This window comes from Halorhodospira halophila, from assembly GCF_016653405.1.
GTDB lineage: Bacteria > Pseudomonadota > Gammaproteobacteria > Nitrococcales > Halorhodospiraceae > Halorhodospira > Halorhodospira halophila_A.
Map to the genome: position 1 here is coordinate 158,367 of NZ_NHSN01000016.1, position 13,063 is coordinate 171,429.

21 protein-coding genes and 1 tRNA gene are annotated in these 13,063 nt (G+C 66.6%); 16 read left to right on the forward strand and 6 right to left on the reverse strand.

The features are described from left to right. The first annotated feature begins 67 nt into the window (after nucleotides 1-67). The 15 genes from CCR79_RS05720 (at nucleotide 68) to CCR79_RS05790 (ending at nucleotide 7,952) form a co-directional block, all read left to right on the forward strand. Nucleotides 68-634, forward strand: a complete 567-nt coding sequence (locus CCR79_RS05720) for a LexA family protein (RefSeq protein WP_201169717.1) — start codon at nucleotides 68-70, stop codon at nucleotides 632-634. 201 nt (nucleotides 635-835) lie between these two features. Continuing rightward, entirely contained in the window at nucleotides 836-1,147 is a 312-nt protein-coding gene (locus CCR79_RS05725; protein ID WP_201169720.1) for a hypothetical protein, read from the forward strand. A gap of 78 nt (nucleotides 1,148-1,225) precedes the next feature. Next, the gene (locus CCR79_RS05730) at nucleotides 1,226-1,450 is read left to right on the forward strand and encodes a hypothetical protein (RefSeq protein WP_201169723.1); all 225 of its coding nucleotides are present in this window, start codon (nucleotides 1,226-1,228) and stop codon (nucleotides 1,448-1,450) included. After that, nucleotides 1,447-1,584, forward strand: a complete 138-nt coding sequence (locus CCR79_RS05735) for a hypothetical protein (protein WP_201169726.1) — start codon at nucleotides 1,447-1,449, stop codon at nucleotides 1,582-1,584. Before CCR79_RS05730 ends, CCR79_RS05735 begins: the two co-directional genes overlap by 4 nt. Then, a complete protein-coding gene (locus tag CCR79_RS05740) occupies nucleotides 1,581-1,883 on the forward strand; it encodes a hypothetical protein (RefSeq protein WP_201169728.1) in 303 nt (100 codons plus the stop codon). Before CCR79_RS05735 ends, CCR79_RS05740 begins: the two co-directional genes overlap by 4 nt. Next, a complete protein-coding gene (locus tag CCR79_RS05745; protein ID WP_201169730.1) occupies nucleotides 1,880-2,680 on the forward strand; it encodes an ERF family protein in 801 nt (266 codons plus the stop codon). The genes CCR79_RS05740 and CCR79_RS05745 overlap by 4 nt, the downstream gene beginning before the upstream one ends. Continuing rightward, complete coding sequence (locus CCR79_RS05750) at nucleotides 2,677-3,387, forward strand: YqaJ viral recombinase family protein (protein ID WP_201169732.1); 711 nt, start codon at nucleotides 2,677-2,679, stop codon at nucleotides 3,385-3,387. The genes CCR79_RS05745 and CCR79_RS05750 overlap by 4 nt, the downstream gene beginning before the upstream one ends. Then, nucleotides 3,387-4,109, forward strand: coding sequence for a putative quorum-sensing-regulated virulence factor (locus CCR79_RS05755; RefSeq protein ID WP_201169734.1), 723 nt, complete (start codon nucleotides 3,387-3,389; stop codon nucleotides 4,107-4,109). The genes CCR79_RS05750 and CCR79_RS05755 overlap by 1 nt, the downstream gene beginning before the upstream one ends. Before the next feature lie 13 nt (nucleotides 4,110-4,122). Next, a complete protein-coding gene (locus tag CCR79_RS05760; RefSeq protein WP_201169736.1) occupies nucleotides 4,123-5,181 on the forward strand; it encodes a DUF1351 domain-containing protein in 1,059 nt (352 codons plus the stop codon). Further along, a complete protein-coding gene (locus CCR79_RS05765) occupies nucleotides 5,178-5,510 on the forward strand; it encodes a hypothetical protein (RefSeq protein WP_201169739.1) in 333 nt (110 codons plus the stop codon). Before CCR79_RS05760 ends, CCR79_RS05765 begins: the two co-directional genes overlap by 4 nt. 14 nt (nucleotides 5,511-5,524) lie before the next feature. Beyond that, entirely contained in the window at nucleotides 5,525-6,004 is a 480-nt protein-coding gene (gene ssb / locus CCR79_RS05770) for a single-stranded DNA-binding protein (protein WP_201169741.1), read from the forward strand. Then, nucleotides 6,004-6,483, forward strand: a complete 480-nt coding sequence (gene dut / locus CCR79_RS05775; RefSeq protein WP_238641941.1) for a dUTP diphosphatase — start codon at nucleotides 6,004-6,006, stop codon at nucleotides 6,481-6,483. Before ssb ends, dut begins: the two co-directional genes overlap by 1 nt. Nucleotides 6,484-6,721: 238 nt before the next feature. Beyond that, nucleotides 6,722-7,540 (forward strand): thymidylate synthase, encoded by an 819-nt coding sequence (gene thyA, locus CCR79_RS05780; RefSeq protein ID WP_201169744.1) that lies wholly within the window; start codon nucleotides 6,722-6,724, stop codon nucleotides 7,538-7,540. After that, nucleotides 7,537-7,770, forward strand: coding sequence for a hypothetical protein (locus CCR79_RS05785; RefSeq protein WP_201169747.1), 234 nt, complete (start codon nucleotides 7,537-7,539; stop codon nucleotides 7,768-7,770). Before thyA ends, CCR79_RS05785 begins: the two co-directional genes overlap by 4 nt. Further along, on the forward strand, nucleotides 7,767-7,952 hold the full coding sequence (locus tag CCR79_RS05790; protein WP_201169749.1) for a helix-turn-helix transcriptional regulator: 186 nt from the start codon (nucleotides 7,767-7,769) through the stop codon (nucleotides 7,950-7,952). Before CCR79_RS05785 ends, CCR79_RS05790 begins: the two co-directional genes overlap by 4 nt. Here CCR79_RS05790 and CCR79_RS05795 read toward each other — a convergent pair. Both CCR79_RS05795 and CCR79_RS05800 read right to left on the reverse strand, forming a co-directional pair. Then, nucleotides 7,949-8,920, reverse strand: a complete 972-nt coding sequence (locus tag CCR79_RS05795; protein WP_201169751.1) for an integrase — start codon at nucleotides 8,918-8,920, stop codon at nucleotides 7,949-7,951. The two genes, CCR79_RS05790 and CCR79_RS05795, sit on opposite strands and share 4 nt — an antisense overlap. A 112-nt stretch (nucleotides 8,921-9,032) precedes the next feature. Beyond that, nucleotides 9,033-9,109 (reverse strand) — tRNA-Met (locus CCR79_RS05800). Nucleotides 9,110-9,294: 185 nt separating this feature from the next. Here CCR79_RS05800 and CCR79_RS05805 point away from each other — a divergent pair. Continuing rightward, nucleotides 9,295-9,642: an HPF/RaiA family ribosome-associated protein gene (locus tag CCR79_RS05805; RefSeq protein WP_201169752.1), complete on the forward strand. Its 348-nt coding sequence runs from the start codon at nucleotides 9,295-9,297 to the stop codon at nucleotides 9,640-9,642. Nucleotides 9,643-9,705: 63 nt separating this feature from the next. Here CCR79_RS05805 and ychF read toward each other — a convergent pair whose 3' ends face one another. The 4 genes from ychF to CCR79_RS05825 form a co-directional block, all read right to left on the reverse strand. Next, nucleotides 9,706-10,797 carry a redox-regulated ATPase YchF gene (gene ychF / locus CCR79_RS05810; protein ID WP_201169754.1) on the reverse strand — a complete coding sequence of 364 codons (1,092 nt, stop codon included), beginning with the start codon at nucleotides 10,795-10,797 and terminating at the stop codon, nucleotides 9,706-9,708. 68 nt (nucleotides 10,798-10,865) lie between these two features. Further along, nucleotides 10,866-11,450 (reverse strand): aminoacyl-tRNA hydrolase, encoded by a 585-nt coding sequence (gene pth / locus CCR79_RS05815; RefSeq protein ID WP_201169756.1) that lies wholly within the window; start codon nucleotides 11,448-11,450, stop codon nucleotides 10,866-10,868. Nucleotides 11,451-11,457: 7 nt separating this feature from the next. After that, the gene (locus tag CCR79_RS05820; RefSeq protein ID WP_201169758.1) at nucleotides 11,458-12,087 is read right to left on the reverse strand and encodes a 50S ribosomal protein L25/general stress protein Ctc; all 630 of its coding nucleotides are present in this window, start codon (nucleotides 12,085-12,087) and stop codon (nucleotides 11,458-11,460) included. Between the two features lie 25 nt (nucleotides 12,088-12,112). Next, entirely contained in the window at nucleotides 12,113-13,051 is a 939-nt protein-coding gene (locus CCR79_RS05825) for a ribose-phosphate diphosphokinase (protein ID WP_201169835.1), read from the reverse strand. Nucleotides 13,052-13,063: the final 12 nt, after the last annotated feature.

The window sequence follows — 13,063 nt, forward strand, 5'->3', positions numbered from 1 at the left end:
GCGATGAACTAACGAAAAGGTAAGAGCTGTGTCTGAAAACTCTTGGAGGGAGCGAGCACGCGAACGGATGCGTGAGCTGAACCTAACGACGGACGACCTCGCGGCTGCGCTAGGGGTTACCCGCTCGGCGGTCGGCCACGCACTCCGCGGACGCACCCGGATCAACACCGACCAACTGCTCACCCTCTCCACAACCCTGGAGTGCTCCCCGACTTGGCTGCTTATCGGCGACCAACATGGAGCGGAACTAGACCCGGGCATCACCCCCCTCTACCAGTGGGAGGTTGCCCGTCAACTAGGTAAAGGAATGAAGCCTGATAACGACAGCGTTGTGGACTGGTTGCCATCGCCGGAGCCACACCGGACTTACATTGCCTTCAGCGTGCCTCACCTAATCTCGGTGGCCGATCACTTTGCCGAAGGAGACCGAATTTACATCGATGTCGACCTCGAACCCGAGCACATGCGGTTTGTACTTGCCCTGATTGACGGAGAACCGATGATTCGTCGCTACCTCAAAGAAGGGGGGCAAGCCTTCCTCGCGCCCACCAACCCGAACTGGCCTGCCCAGCCAACCCCGGCCGAGCAAGCCGAGATCATCGGCGTTATCACGCAGCGAATCCAAAAGCTTTAGCTCCCCCGCCCCCCCCCTCCGCAAGACCACCGAGCCTCGTGACTGCGACACCCTGACACATATACTTTTGTTCATTCAGCCCTGATGCCCGGCGCGCACCGCCGGGCTTTTTTTGCCTGCCTGTGTGACAAATAGTACTTGCAAGTGGTACCGCACCTGTCTACTCTTTGAGGTACAGAATGTAGCCCAGGAGCGTCCGTCATGTACCGCCTCCCCGGACACACCGACCCGATTGACCTTGCCGAGCGGGTCCATGCGCACCGCGAGGGACTGATCTGCGCCCGTGAGGACGCCATCGACCGCCGGGCCGCCGAGCACATCCAGGACGCCGAGAACGGGCGGCATGACCTGGAACTGATCGAGTACGCCTTCCAGCACGACCTGGAGCACCGGCTGTTCCGTGCCCTGCGCAAGTCCGCCCTGGCCGGGCATGAGCCGGCGCGTACCGCCTACTACGACCTGATGGACCGCTGGGCCCGCGAGCGGGTCGAGGACGAGGACCGCGAGCAATGAAAGACGCCATGGGGGCCGTGCTCGCTGTCACGGCGCTGATTCTTCTGATGGGCCTGGAAACCGCCCTGGGAGGGTGACATGGACGAGAAAACGGCCGACGAGGTTATCGACCGGATCTTCGCGGCACGCATGGCCCTGGCCCGCGCCGAGTTGGACGAGTGGACGCAGGTGCTGGCTTCGGTGATCGGTGGGCTGAAATCGGACCTCGCCACGGTGGCGACAGCGCCCAACGCACAAGGTGCGCTTCTCAGCATCGCGCACCGCCTAGAAGCGCGCGCGGCAGGGCTGGAGGAAGGGCAATGAGCGCCCCGTTCACGGAGGGCGTCCGCGCTCGCCAGCGCGGCGAGGAGAGCGACCCACCGGCCGAGCCCGAGGCGCGGGAGCAGTACGAGGCGGGCTACGTCGCCGCCGAGGACGTAGAGGAGCTAGGGCTGTGAAAGACACCCCTGCACAGACGATGACGCCATCCGTCCGCGCCGCGGTGATCCGGGAAGCGCGCCAGCGCACCCGCGAGTCCTTGCAGGTGGCCCTGGCGAGCCTGGATGAGCACGAGCGCGATGCACTGGCCGACGCCCTCGCAACGTGGATCACCGAGCGCACGTTTTGCGCCACACCCGGCGAGCGGGCGATCAACGGCATGGTCACCGACGCCCTGGAGCGCCGGGGAATCGACATTTGGGAAGGGCCGATTGGCCCGACTGTAGAGCGGGGCGACCCCGCTGAGGAGGAAGCGTGAGCGAGAGCACTGCCATTGAGCACAACCGGGAGTCTGTGCCGGCACGCTCTGAGGCACCCGACAACGGGAGCCTGGTTCAGAAAATCATCCGCGCGGCATCCGACCCGTCAACCGACGTGGAGAAGATGGAACGCCTCTGGTCGATGTACGAGCGGATCGAGGCGCGCAACGCCGAGGCCGAGTTCAACCGCGCGATGTCCCGCTGCCAACGCCAGATGGGGCGGGTCTCGGCTGACGCCAATAACCCGCAGACCCGTAGCCGGTACGCCACCTACGCGCGGATGGATGCCGCCCTGCGCCCGATCTACACCCAGGAGGGCTTCTCGCTGTCGTTCGATACCGAGGCGGTGCAGGACGGCTGGGTGCGCGTGCTCTGCTACGTCTCGCATGAGACCGGCCACACCCGCACCTACCGGGTGGACATGCCCTCCGATGGGATCGGCGCCAAGGGCAACGCCGTGATGACCCGCACCCACGCCAGCGGCTCGGCGATGAGCTACGGGATGCGCTACCTGCTCAAGCTGATCTTCAACGTCGCCATCGGCGAGGACGACGACGACGGCAACGCCGCCGCCAACCCACCCCGCCCTGCTGCCCAGGGCAGCCAGACCGTCAACGCCGAGCAGCTTGCCGCCATCGAAGGGGCGCTGCGCCGCTGCCCCGAGGGCACCCAGGGCCGCGTGCTCAAAAGCATGAAGGTCGAGCGCCTGACCGACATCCCGGCCTCGACTGTGCCCACCGTACTCAAGCGACTGGAACTGACCGCGAAGCATCACAGCCAGGAGGCATCCGAATGATCGTCCACGACGTGGAACAGGGCACCCCCGAGTGGCACCGCGCCCGCGCGGGGGTCATTACCGCAAGCCGCTTCGCCATGCTGCGGGAACGCATGAAGACGGGGGCGAACAAGGGCGACTGGAAACAGGATGCACGCAAGTACGCGATGCGCCTGGCTATCGAGCGGATCACCGGCTGGCCGCTGGACGTGGACGAGTACCAGCCCTGGCAGGCCGAACGTGGTCACCGGCACGAGGAGGAGGCGCGGGAAACCCTGTCGCTGATCCTCGGCGCCGACATCGAGCAGGTCGGCTTCGTCACCACCGATTGCGGCCGCTTCGGATGCAGCCCCGACGGGCTGATCGGCTCGGACGGGGGCGCCGAGTTCAAGGCATTCCTCGACCCGACCAAGATCATGGCCATGTGGCTAGACGACGACTTCTCCGAGGTCCGCGACCAGGTGCAGGGGTGCATGTGGATCTGCGAGCGCGACTGGTGGGCGGTCTTCCCCTACCACCCCGGCCTGAACCCGAAGCTCCACCGCGAGCACGCCGACCCGGACTACATCCAGGCGCTCACCGCCGACCTGACCGCCTTCGACGCCCTGGTGGAGTCCTACCAGATTCGCCTGGCCGATGACGGAACCCGCGCCCCCGAGGAAACGGCCGCCTCGCAGAGCGAGGACGACGAAAGCGTCGTGGGCATTTTTGAGGGAGGCAGCGCGTGATGCAGCACGTCTTCCGCGTCGTGGACCTGGAGACAACCGGGTTGGATCCGGAGCGCGACGGGATCTGCGAGTTCGCCTCGGTCGATGTCGCGGTCGATACCGCGACCGGAGAGAGCGAGGTGATCGCCTACTGCCAACAGATCACCAACCCGGGGCAACCGATCCCCGCCTCGGCCAGCGCCATCCACCACCTGACCGACGAGGACGTGGCCGATGCCCCGTCCCCGATGGACTGGCTAGCGCGAGCCGCGCAGCACCCGGGTCCGCTGGTCGCACACAACGCCGAGTTCGAGCGGGCATTTTTCGAGTGCCACGGCATCAACAACGCCACCTGGCTCTGCACCCAGCGCCTTGCAAAGCATCTGCTGCCGGGCCTGGAAAGCTACTCGAACCAGTTTCTTCGCTACCACCTCGGCCTCATTGCCCCGGGCGCGAAGGGGATGCCGGCGCACCGGGCCCTGGCCGATTGCTACGTCACAGCCGCGCTGCTGGGCAACCTGCTGGCCCGCGATCACGGCTGCCCGAGCATCCGCGCCTTGATCGACTACGCCGATCAGCCGGTGGCCCTGGAGCGAATGATGTTCGGCAGGTACCGCGGCCGCCGGTGGGAGGAGGTACCGACCGATTACCTGCGCTGGATGCAGCGCCAGGCAGACGGATGGGACCGCGACACCGAGCACACCCTGGAACTGGAACTTCAAAACCGCTGCGTCACGGTCTGAGGAGGCCGCCGCCATGCAACAGATGATCGAGATTCAAGCCCAGCCCGGGCTCATCCAGGTCAACTACGAGCAGCTTGAGGCCGCCCTGGCCGAACGCCTGGAGCAGTACCGCCAGGTGGTATCCCCCGACGGTGTGAAGGCCGCCAAGGCCCAGGCCACGGAGATCAACGCGCTCAAGAAGACCCTGGCTGAGCGCCGGAAGAAGGCGGCCGACGAGGCGCGGCAGCCGATCACCGAGTTCGAGCGTCAGATGAAGGCCCTCGAACAACGCTGCGAGGAAGCCCGCCAGGATCTACTGGAGCAGGTGCGCCGGTACGAGGACCAGACCCGCGAGCGGGCCCGCGCCCTACTGGCGAGTCTGCGCGATGAACTCTGGCAGTCCGAGGGCGTGAGCCCCGACTACCGCACCGCCGACTACGAGGATCTGGTCCTCCTGAGCAGCGTCACCCCAAAAGGCGCGCTGACCAAGGCGGCACGGGAGAAGCTGCAGGAGCGGGTCCGCAATGACCGCGACCGCGAGCAGATGGTCACCACCCGGCTCCTGGAACTGGAGGCCCGCAGCTACCGCGAGGGCCTGCACGCCCCGCTGACCCGGGAGCACGTCGAGCACGTCCTGGTCGCCCCCGACGACGAGTACGAGTCGGCGCTGCGCGCCACCCTAGACCGCGAACTGGAGCGCCAGGAGCAAGCCGCCCGACGGCAACGCGAGCAGTGGGAGCGCGAGCAGGCCGAGGCCCGAGCACGCGAGCAGGGTGCGCAGGCCCGGCGCGAACGGGCCGCTGAATTGGAGCGCGCCGGCTGCGAGGAAGGCCGCGCCCTTGAGGCCGCCCAGGGGGGTGAGTCACCGCAGCCTGCCGCCTCCACCCCAGGACCACAACCGCCCCCGGCAACGGCCCAGAACGGGAAGGTCCGCTACTCCGTGCTCGCCACCTTCTACATCGAGGTATCGCCGCGCGTGAAGCGTGCGGCCATCGAGGCCGAGTGCCGCCGGGTCATGGAGCGCGCCGGCGTCACGACCCTACAAAGCGTCCAAGCGCTTCCCATCAACCAAGTCGAGGAATCGTTGACGTGAAGAAGCTGCTCATCGGTATGGCACTGGCGTTTGCGGTGACTGCCACCCAAGCCAGCGAGGACTGCGAAGCGGTCCACGAGTTCGCCTTCCAAGTGATGAAGGAGCGACAGGTCGGGCAGACGATCACCAGCGTCATCGGCCAACTGCCCCGAGCGGTCGATCCGTCGGTGTGGGGGCTGATGACGATGATCGTCTACGAAGCCTACGAAATGCCACGGAACCTGAGCCCGGACTACCAGCGCGCAGCCGCGACCGAGTTCGCAGCCAACTGGTATCTGCACTGTATCCGCGTAACCGAACCCGGCGCCCTGCCGGGGACGACCTACTAATCGAGGGACGAGCAATGGCAGAACGCGGCGTTAACAAGGCGATCCTGATCGGCCGATTGGGGCAAGCCCCGGAGGTGCGCCACACCGGCAGCGGCACCCCGGTCGCCCAGGCATCGCTGGCAACCAGCGAATCCTGGAAGGACAAACAGACCGGCGAAGAGCAGCAACGCACGGAATGGCACCGGCTGGTGTTCTGGCGCGGTCTCGCGGAAGTCGTCGGAAAGCACCTGAACAAAGGGGATCGGATCTACGTCGAGGGGAAAATCCAGACGCGCAAGTGGCAGGACCAGAACGGCCAGGACCGCTACACCACGGAGATCGTGGTCGATCAGATGCAGATGCTCAACACCCAGGGCCAAGGCAGCCAAGGTGGCGGCGGTGGGTATGCCCAGCGGCAACAGCAACCGCCCCAGCAGCCGGCGAACGGCGGCGGCGCTCCCACCGACTTCGATGACGACATCCCGTTCATGCGGGTGGACTGGAGGCTGTTTTGATGCTCGACCCCTACGGAAGCTGCCTGGTGCAGCACATCATCTTGGACCCGCGCCTGCGCGAAGAACGCTACAAGATGCGCCGGGCCAGCGCGCAGGCGGCCGGAATCGACGTGCGCGCCTGCATTGACGAGCCGCTGACCCTTCGCCCGGGCGCCAAGGAGTTGGTGCCGCTGGGCGTTGCGCTCAACATCGACGACGCCTGGGCCTGTGCGCTTCTGATGCCGCGCAGCGGCCTTGCGCACAAGCACGGCCTGACGTTGAGCAATTCCGTCGGCCTGATCGACAGCGACTACCAAGGCCAGGTCTTCGCATCGGTCTACCACACCGGGTGCCCGGATCGGGAATACACCATCGAACCTATGGAGCGGATCGGCCAACTGGTCTTTGCCCCGGTGTTCCGGGTCGATCTGGTCGAGGTCACCGAGTTCGCGCCGAGCGAGCGCGGCGAAGGTGGGTTTGGGTCGTCGGGGGCGGCATGAGCCGGCGGACAACGGTTGACCCGGATCGGAACGGCTGCCACTCCGATTTGGCGCCGCGCAAGCGGCTGCCGGCCTGGAGTGTCACCACACGATGCGGCGCGTATGCCGGCCGCGCATTCATGAACGAGGAGCACATCCTTCGCCGCTGCGATGGTTGCTCCTACCGCTTCCACATTCCGCGCGAGAGTGGGCAATGCCGCGCCCTGATGATTGCTCGTCCAGAGCAGGAGCCGAACCGATGACCGACACCGAGAGCACCAAGGTCGTGAGCGCGCACGACATCACCTACCTGGGGCTGCTGCACCGGGTGCTCCACCAGGGCGAAGACTCCTCGGACCGCACCGGCGTCGGGACACGCTCGATCTTCGGGGAGCAGCTTCGATTCGACCTAGCCGAAGGCTTCCCGCTGCTGACCACAAAGAGTGTGTGGTGGCGCGGGCTGCGCGAGGAACTGTTCTGGATGCTGCGCGGGCAGACCGACCTTCACGATCTCCCCGAGGACGTGCGCAAGCTGTGGTCGCCCTGGGCAAAGGCCGGAATGCTCGGGCCGATCTACGGCGAGCAGTGGCGGCACGCCCAGGGCTTCGATCAGATCCAGTACATCGAGAACATGATCCGCACGGAACCCCACTCCCGCCGGATTATCCTCTCGTCCTGGCGCCCGGAGGCGATTCACTTGATGGCCCTGCCGCCGTGCCATGTGCTGATGCACTTCCGCGTGCTCGGCGGCCGGCTGCACTTGCAGCTCTACCAGCGCAGTTGTGACTACTTCCTCGGCGGCGCTTTTAACCTCGGGGCCTACTCACTGCTGCTGTCGATGATGGCCAAGGTGACCGGGTATCCGGCGGGCGTATTCACCTGGACGCTCGGCGACGTGCATCTGTACCACAACCACCTCGCCCAAGCCCGGCGGCAACTGACTGCCCTCGCCGCACCGGCCCCGCGCGTGGACCTGGAACCGGCCGCCTCGGTGATCGACTACGCCGAGGGGCGCGCGGCGGTAGAACTCCACAACTACACCCCGGCCGAGCCAATCCCGGCGCCGGTGGCGGTGTGAGCATGGACGAGAACATCAAGCTGCACGGTTTATGGGAACAGGCGGAATGGCGCTGCGCCTGGGAATCGGCCCTGCGCTTCATCCACGAGGACGGGCCCGGGCTCTACGGCCGAAGCCAGGCGGTCACCTACGAGTACGACGGCGACGGCGAGGACATCGCCATCTGCGTCTGGCGCAACAAGCACGGGCTCAATGCAACGCGCGTGTCACTACAGGGAGAAGGGGCATGAGGCAGGTTCTTTATATCGACGACGTGGCCGAGCGGATGGGGATGTCCCGAGACGCCTTGCGATCCGCGGTCAAACGCGGCTATGTCCCGCGGCCCGGGCGGATCGGTAGACGCTGGGCCTGGGATCGGCAGGAGTTCGAGGGGTGGCTATCGGAGCATCTGCGGCGGACGCGGTGCGCCTAATCCATCTTGCGCGCCAGGTCGCTCGCCCGGTGGTTCGCGTAGCGCCTCAACGTCTGCATCGACTTGTGTCCGGTGATCGCGGATACCTCGGTGAGCGAAAACCGGCCCGACTCGACCAGCCGCGATGTCGCCTCATGGCGCAGGTCGTGGAAGGTAAAGCCCTCGACCTCGGCCGCCCGGCGCAGACGCTTCCAGGCCGAGCCGATGCCATCGGCGCACCACGGCCAGACCGCACCGTCGATCCGACGCGGGATTGACTCCAGCGCCGCCACCGCCGCCCTGGACAGCGGCACCTCGCGCGGTTCGTTGGTTTTGGAATCCGGCACGCGCACTACCCGGGCGCGCAGATTCACGTCCGCCCAGCGCATCGCGGCGATCTCGCCGCGGCGCATCCCCGTCTCCAGCGCCACGGTCAGTAGGGCGTCGAATTGCGGGGTGGCGTGCTCACGCAGCCGGCGCTCCTCCTCCGGCTGGAGCCTGCGATCCCGGGCTTGCCCCGGGGAGGGCCACCAGATCGACTCGGTGGGATCACGCAGCCCCTCCATGCGCCACTCGCTGCGCGCTACCGTGTAGAGGTGTGAGAGCAAGGCTAGATCGCGGCGCACGGTGCCCGAGGAGACATCCTCCAGGCGATCATCACGCCAGCGCGCCACGTCGGAGCCGCGCAGGTTGATGAGGGCGTAAGGCGCTAGGCCGGATCGCAGCCACAGGCGGATCCTGCCACGCTCCTGGCTTTGGGATTTCTTGCGCGGGATGACCTCGCGCTGGTACCGATCCAGTGCCTCGGCGAGTGTGGTGCGCGCCGCCTCCCGGGTGTCGATCCACTCGCCGCGGTCCATTTCCGATTCCTGGTCACGGACCCAGCGTTGCGCGTCGGCTTTCGTCGGAAAAGACTTGACCAGCGGCGGGTATCCCTGCCGCCGGATTTGTGCTTGCCAGCGTTTGCCGCGCTTGATGATGGTGGCCATGGGTGGATCATGCCACCACCGCCACTGCGATAGCTAGCTCGCTCCGAGTGCAGCAGTAGTGCAGCAGTTGGCGTTTTCGGAGCGGGGCTGGTGCTGTAAGTATCTGATTTTATGGTGGCTATGGGTGGAGTCGAACCACCGACCTTCGCATTATGAGTGCGACGCTCTAACCAGCTGAGCTACATAGCCACGTGGCACCGCGTATTCTCCGAGCCCGCGCTGATCGTGTCAAGGCTGCGGCCGCCGTGTGCCGGGGCCCTTGGTACGCTGGGCCGGTTCCGTCAGAATAAGTGCCGGGGCGCCCGGACGCGGCAGGTCCGTGCTGTGCGCCAACGACGATCCACCACGAACGACCTGGAGGAGATTCCGCATCCATGCAGATTCAGATCAATCCTGGCGCCGGCGTGCACGTCTCAGACGCGCTGGAAGAAAGCATCCGTGAGGCACTGGGCGCAGTCGACCGGCGCTTCGGGGAGCAGTTGACCCGCATCGAGGTGCACTTCCAGGACATCAACGGCCCCAAGGGCGGGGTCAACAAGCATTGCCGCATCGAGGCCCGCCCCCGTGGGCTGGATCCAGTGCTGGCGGAGAACACCGCCGATGATGCCTACGACGCCGCCCGCGGCGCGGCCAAGAGGCTTGAGCGGGTACTTGAGGGCCGCCTGGGCAAGCTCGCCGACAAGCAGCGCAAGGCCGACCGGAACGCGGAACGGCCGGAGTAAGGCTTTCGGGCGCGGCGGCGGCAGCTGCGCCGCGCCCGCTTTGCCGCCCCGAGGCGGGCAGTGTCAGACGTTGAAACGGAAATGCACCACGTCTCCCTCGTTGAGGACGTACTCCTTCCCCTCCAGCCGCCAACGCCCGGCATCCTTGGCACCCTGCTCGCCGTTGTAAGCAATGTAGTCGTCGTAGGCGACCACCTCGGCCCGTATGAAGCCGCGCTGCATGTCGGTGTGGATGCGGCCGGCCGCCTCGGGGGCGGTGGCGCCGCGGCGCACGGTCCATGCCCGGACCTCCTTCTCGCCAGCGGTAAAGAAGGTCTGCAGACCGAGTAGGTCGTAACCGGCCCGGATCACGCGGTTGAGCCCCGGCTCCTCGAGCCCGTACTCGGCCAGGAACTCGTCGCGCTCCGCGTCATCGAGCACGGCCAGCTCGGCCTCGATGGCGGCGCAGACCGGCACCACCCGGGCACCCTCGCTCTCGGCCAGGGCCTGGACGTCGGCCAGCAGCGGATTGTCGCTAAAGCCGTCCTCAGCCACGTTGGCGATGTACATCAGCGGCTTGAGGGTGATCAGGTGGTAGCCTTGCAGCTGCCGGCGCTCCTCTTCGCTGAATGCCTGGGTCCGCAGCGGCTGCCCCTCGTCGAGGGCCTGGCGGGCCCGCTCGAGTAGATCGCGCAGGCGCACCGCCTCCTTGTCACCACTCTTGGCGGCCCGCTCCTGGCGCTGCAGCGCCCGCGAGACGGTGTCCAGATCGGCCAGCGCCAGCTCGGTGTGGATGGTCTCGGCGTCGGCCCGCGGGTCGACGCGCCCCTCGACGTGGTGGACGTCCTCGCTCTCAAAGCAGCGCAGGACCATGGCTACGGCGTCGGTCTCGCGGATATGGGCGAGAAACTGGTTGCCCAGCCCCTCTCCGCGGGAGGCGCCGGAGACCAGACCGGCGATGTCCACGAACTCCATGGTGGTGGGGATGGTGCGCTCGGGGCGCACCAGCTCCGCCAGCCGGTAGAGCCGCGGATCGGGGACGGCTACGATGCCGACATTCGGGTCGATGGTGCAGAATGGGTAGTTCTCTGCCGGGATGTCGTTCTGGGTCAGGGCGTTGAACAGCGTCGATTTGCCGACGTTGGGAAGCCCGACGATGCCGCAGTTAAATCCCATGGCGCGATCCTGAAAGCGGTTGGGTGACTTGGAGGGCGCGTGCAGGCCGGCGGGCCGGCCCGTCTCCCCTAGGCGTGGAGCTGCTGGCAGGCGCGGTCCCACTCCCCGGCCAGCAGACGCGGTATCTCGTCGGCGGCGTCGTCGATGGCCCGTTCGAGCAGGCGCAGCTCGTCGGGGGCCGGACGGGAGAGGACGTGCGGGACCACCTGGTCCTTGTGCCCCGGGTGACCGACGCCGATGCGCAGCCGGGCGAATTCGGCGGTACCGAGGGTCGACTGGATGTGGCGCAGACCGTTGTGCCCGCCGTGCCCGCCGCCCCGCTTGAGCCGGACGCTGCCCGGTGGCAGGTCGATCTCGTCGTGGGCGACCAGGATCGCCTCGGGCGGGATCTTGAAGAAGTTCGCGAGCGCACCGACGGCCTGACCGCTGTGGTTCATATAGGTCATCGGTTTGACCAGCCGGCAGTCGTAGCCGTCGATGAGCACACGGGCACAATCGCCGCGGAACTTGGACTCTTCCCGCAGCTCGCCCCCGTAGCGACGGACCAGCTCATCAACAAGCCAGAACCCGGCATTGTGCCGGGTTCCAGCGTACTTGCTGCCAGGGTTGCCGAGGCCAGCGATGAGCCGGAAATTGCCTTCCCGGCCGGCCACTTCGGCGTTACTCGGACTCGGAGGACTCGGCCTCGTCGCCGCTGCTGGCGCCTCGCGTCTTACGAGTTGCCTGAACCGAGACCACAGGCGCATCGTGCCCCTCGCCCTGTTGCAGCGCCGCCGACTGGACCCCCTCGGGCAGCGTCAGCTCACTGATGTGGACCGCCTGGCCAACCTTGAGGCTGGAAACGTCGATATCGATATGCGGCGGCAGATCCTTGGGCAGGCAGACCACCTCGAGATCGAGCAGGTCGTGGTGGAGCACGCCGCCCTTCTTCACGCCCGGGGACTGCTCCTCGCCGTGGATGTGCAGCGGCACATGCACGGTGATCGGCTGGTCATCGCGAACGCGCTGCAGGTCGATGTGCTGAACCAGCGGTTTGAACGGATGGCGCTGCAGATCCTTGACGATGGCCTGCTCGGTCTCAGAGCCCATCTGGACCTGCAGGATCGTGGAGAAGAAGGACTCCTCCTCGAGCAGCCGGTAGAGCTGATCGTTCTCGAGCGCCACCGGTTGCGGCTCTCTGCCGGCACCGTAGACGACACCCGGGACGCGCCGGGCACGACGCAGACGGCGCATGGCGCCGCGGCCGGTCTCCGTGCGCGGATGCGCGTCGAGCCTCATTTCCACCGTCATGATTGGTTCCACTCCTGGTTGGGAATCACTCCACGAAGAGCTCGCTCACCGACTCGTCGTTGCTGACCCGACGCATCGTCTCGGCGAGGATCTCCGCGATACTCAGTTGTCGAATCTTCGGGCACGCGGCCGCTTGCTCGCCGAGCGGGATGCTGTCGCTGACCACCAGCTCGTCGAGCTCGGAGGCCGCGATCTTATCCACTGCGCTGCCCGAGAGCACCGGGTGGGTGATGTACGCGACCACCTTGCGTGCGCCCCGCTCCTTGAGGGCGCCGGCAGCCTGGCAAAGGGTGCCGGCGGTATCCACGATGTCGTCGACGATGATGCAGGTCTTGTCCTGCACATCGCCGATGATGTTCATGATCGAGGACTCGTTGGGCCGTGGACGGCGCTTGTCGATGATGGCCAGCTCGGCATCGTCGAGCCGCTTGGCCACCGCCCGCGCCCGGACCACGCCGCCAACATCCGGCGAGACCACCACCTTGCGCGGGTAGAGCTGACGCCAGATGTCACCGAGCAGGATCGGCGAGGCGTAGACATTGTCCACGGGGATGTTGAAGAACCCCTGAATCTGATCGGCGTGCAGATCCACGGTCACCACCCGGTCGTAGCCGGCAGCCTGCATCATGTCCGCGACCAGCTTGGCCGAGATGGGCACGCGCTGAGAGCGCGGGCGCCGGTCCTGCCGGGCGTAGCCGAAGTACGGGATCACCGCGGTGACGCGCGCGGCCGAGGAACGGCGCAGCGCGTCAACGATCGCCAGCAACTCCATGAGGTTGTCGTTGGCCGGCTGACAGGTGGACTGCACGACGAAGACGTCCTTGCCGCGGACGTGCTCGTTGACCTCCACCATGATCTCGTCGTCGCTGAAACGGCCGACCACCGCGTGCCCGAGGCGGATCTTCAGATGGGCAGCAATGGCCTCCGTCAGTTGCGGGTTGGAGTTCCCCGCAAAGACCATCATGGGTCCGTTTAC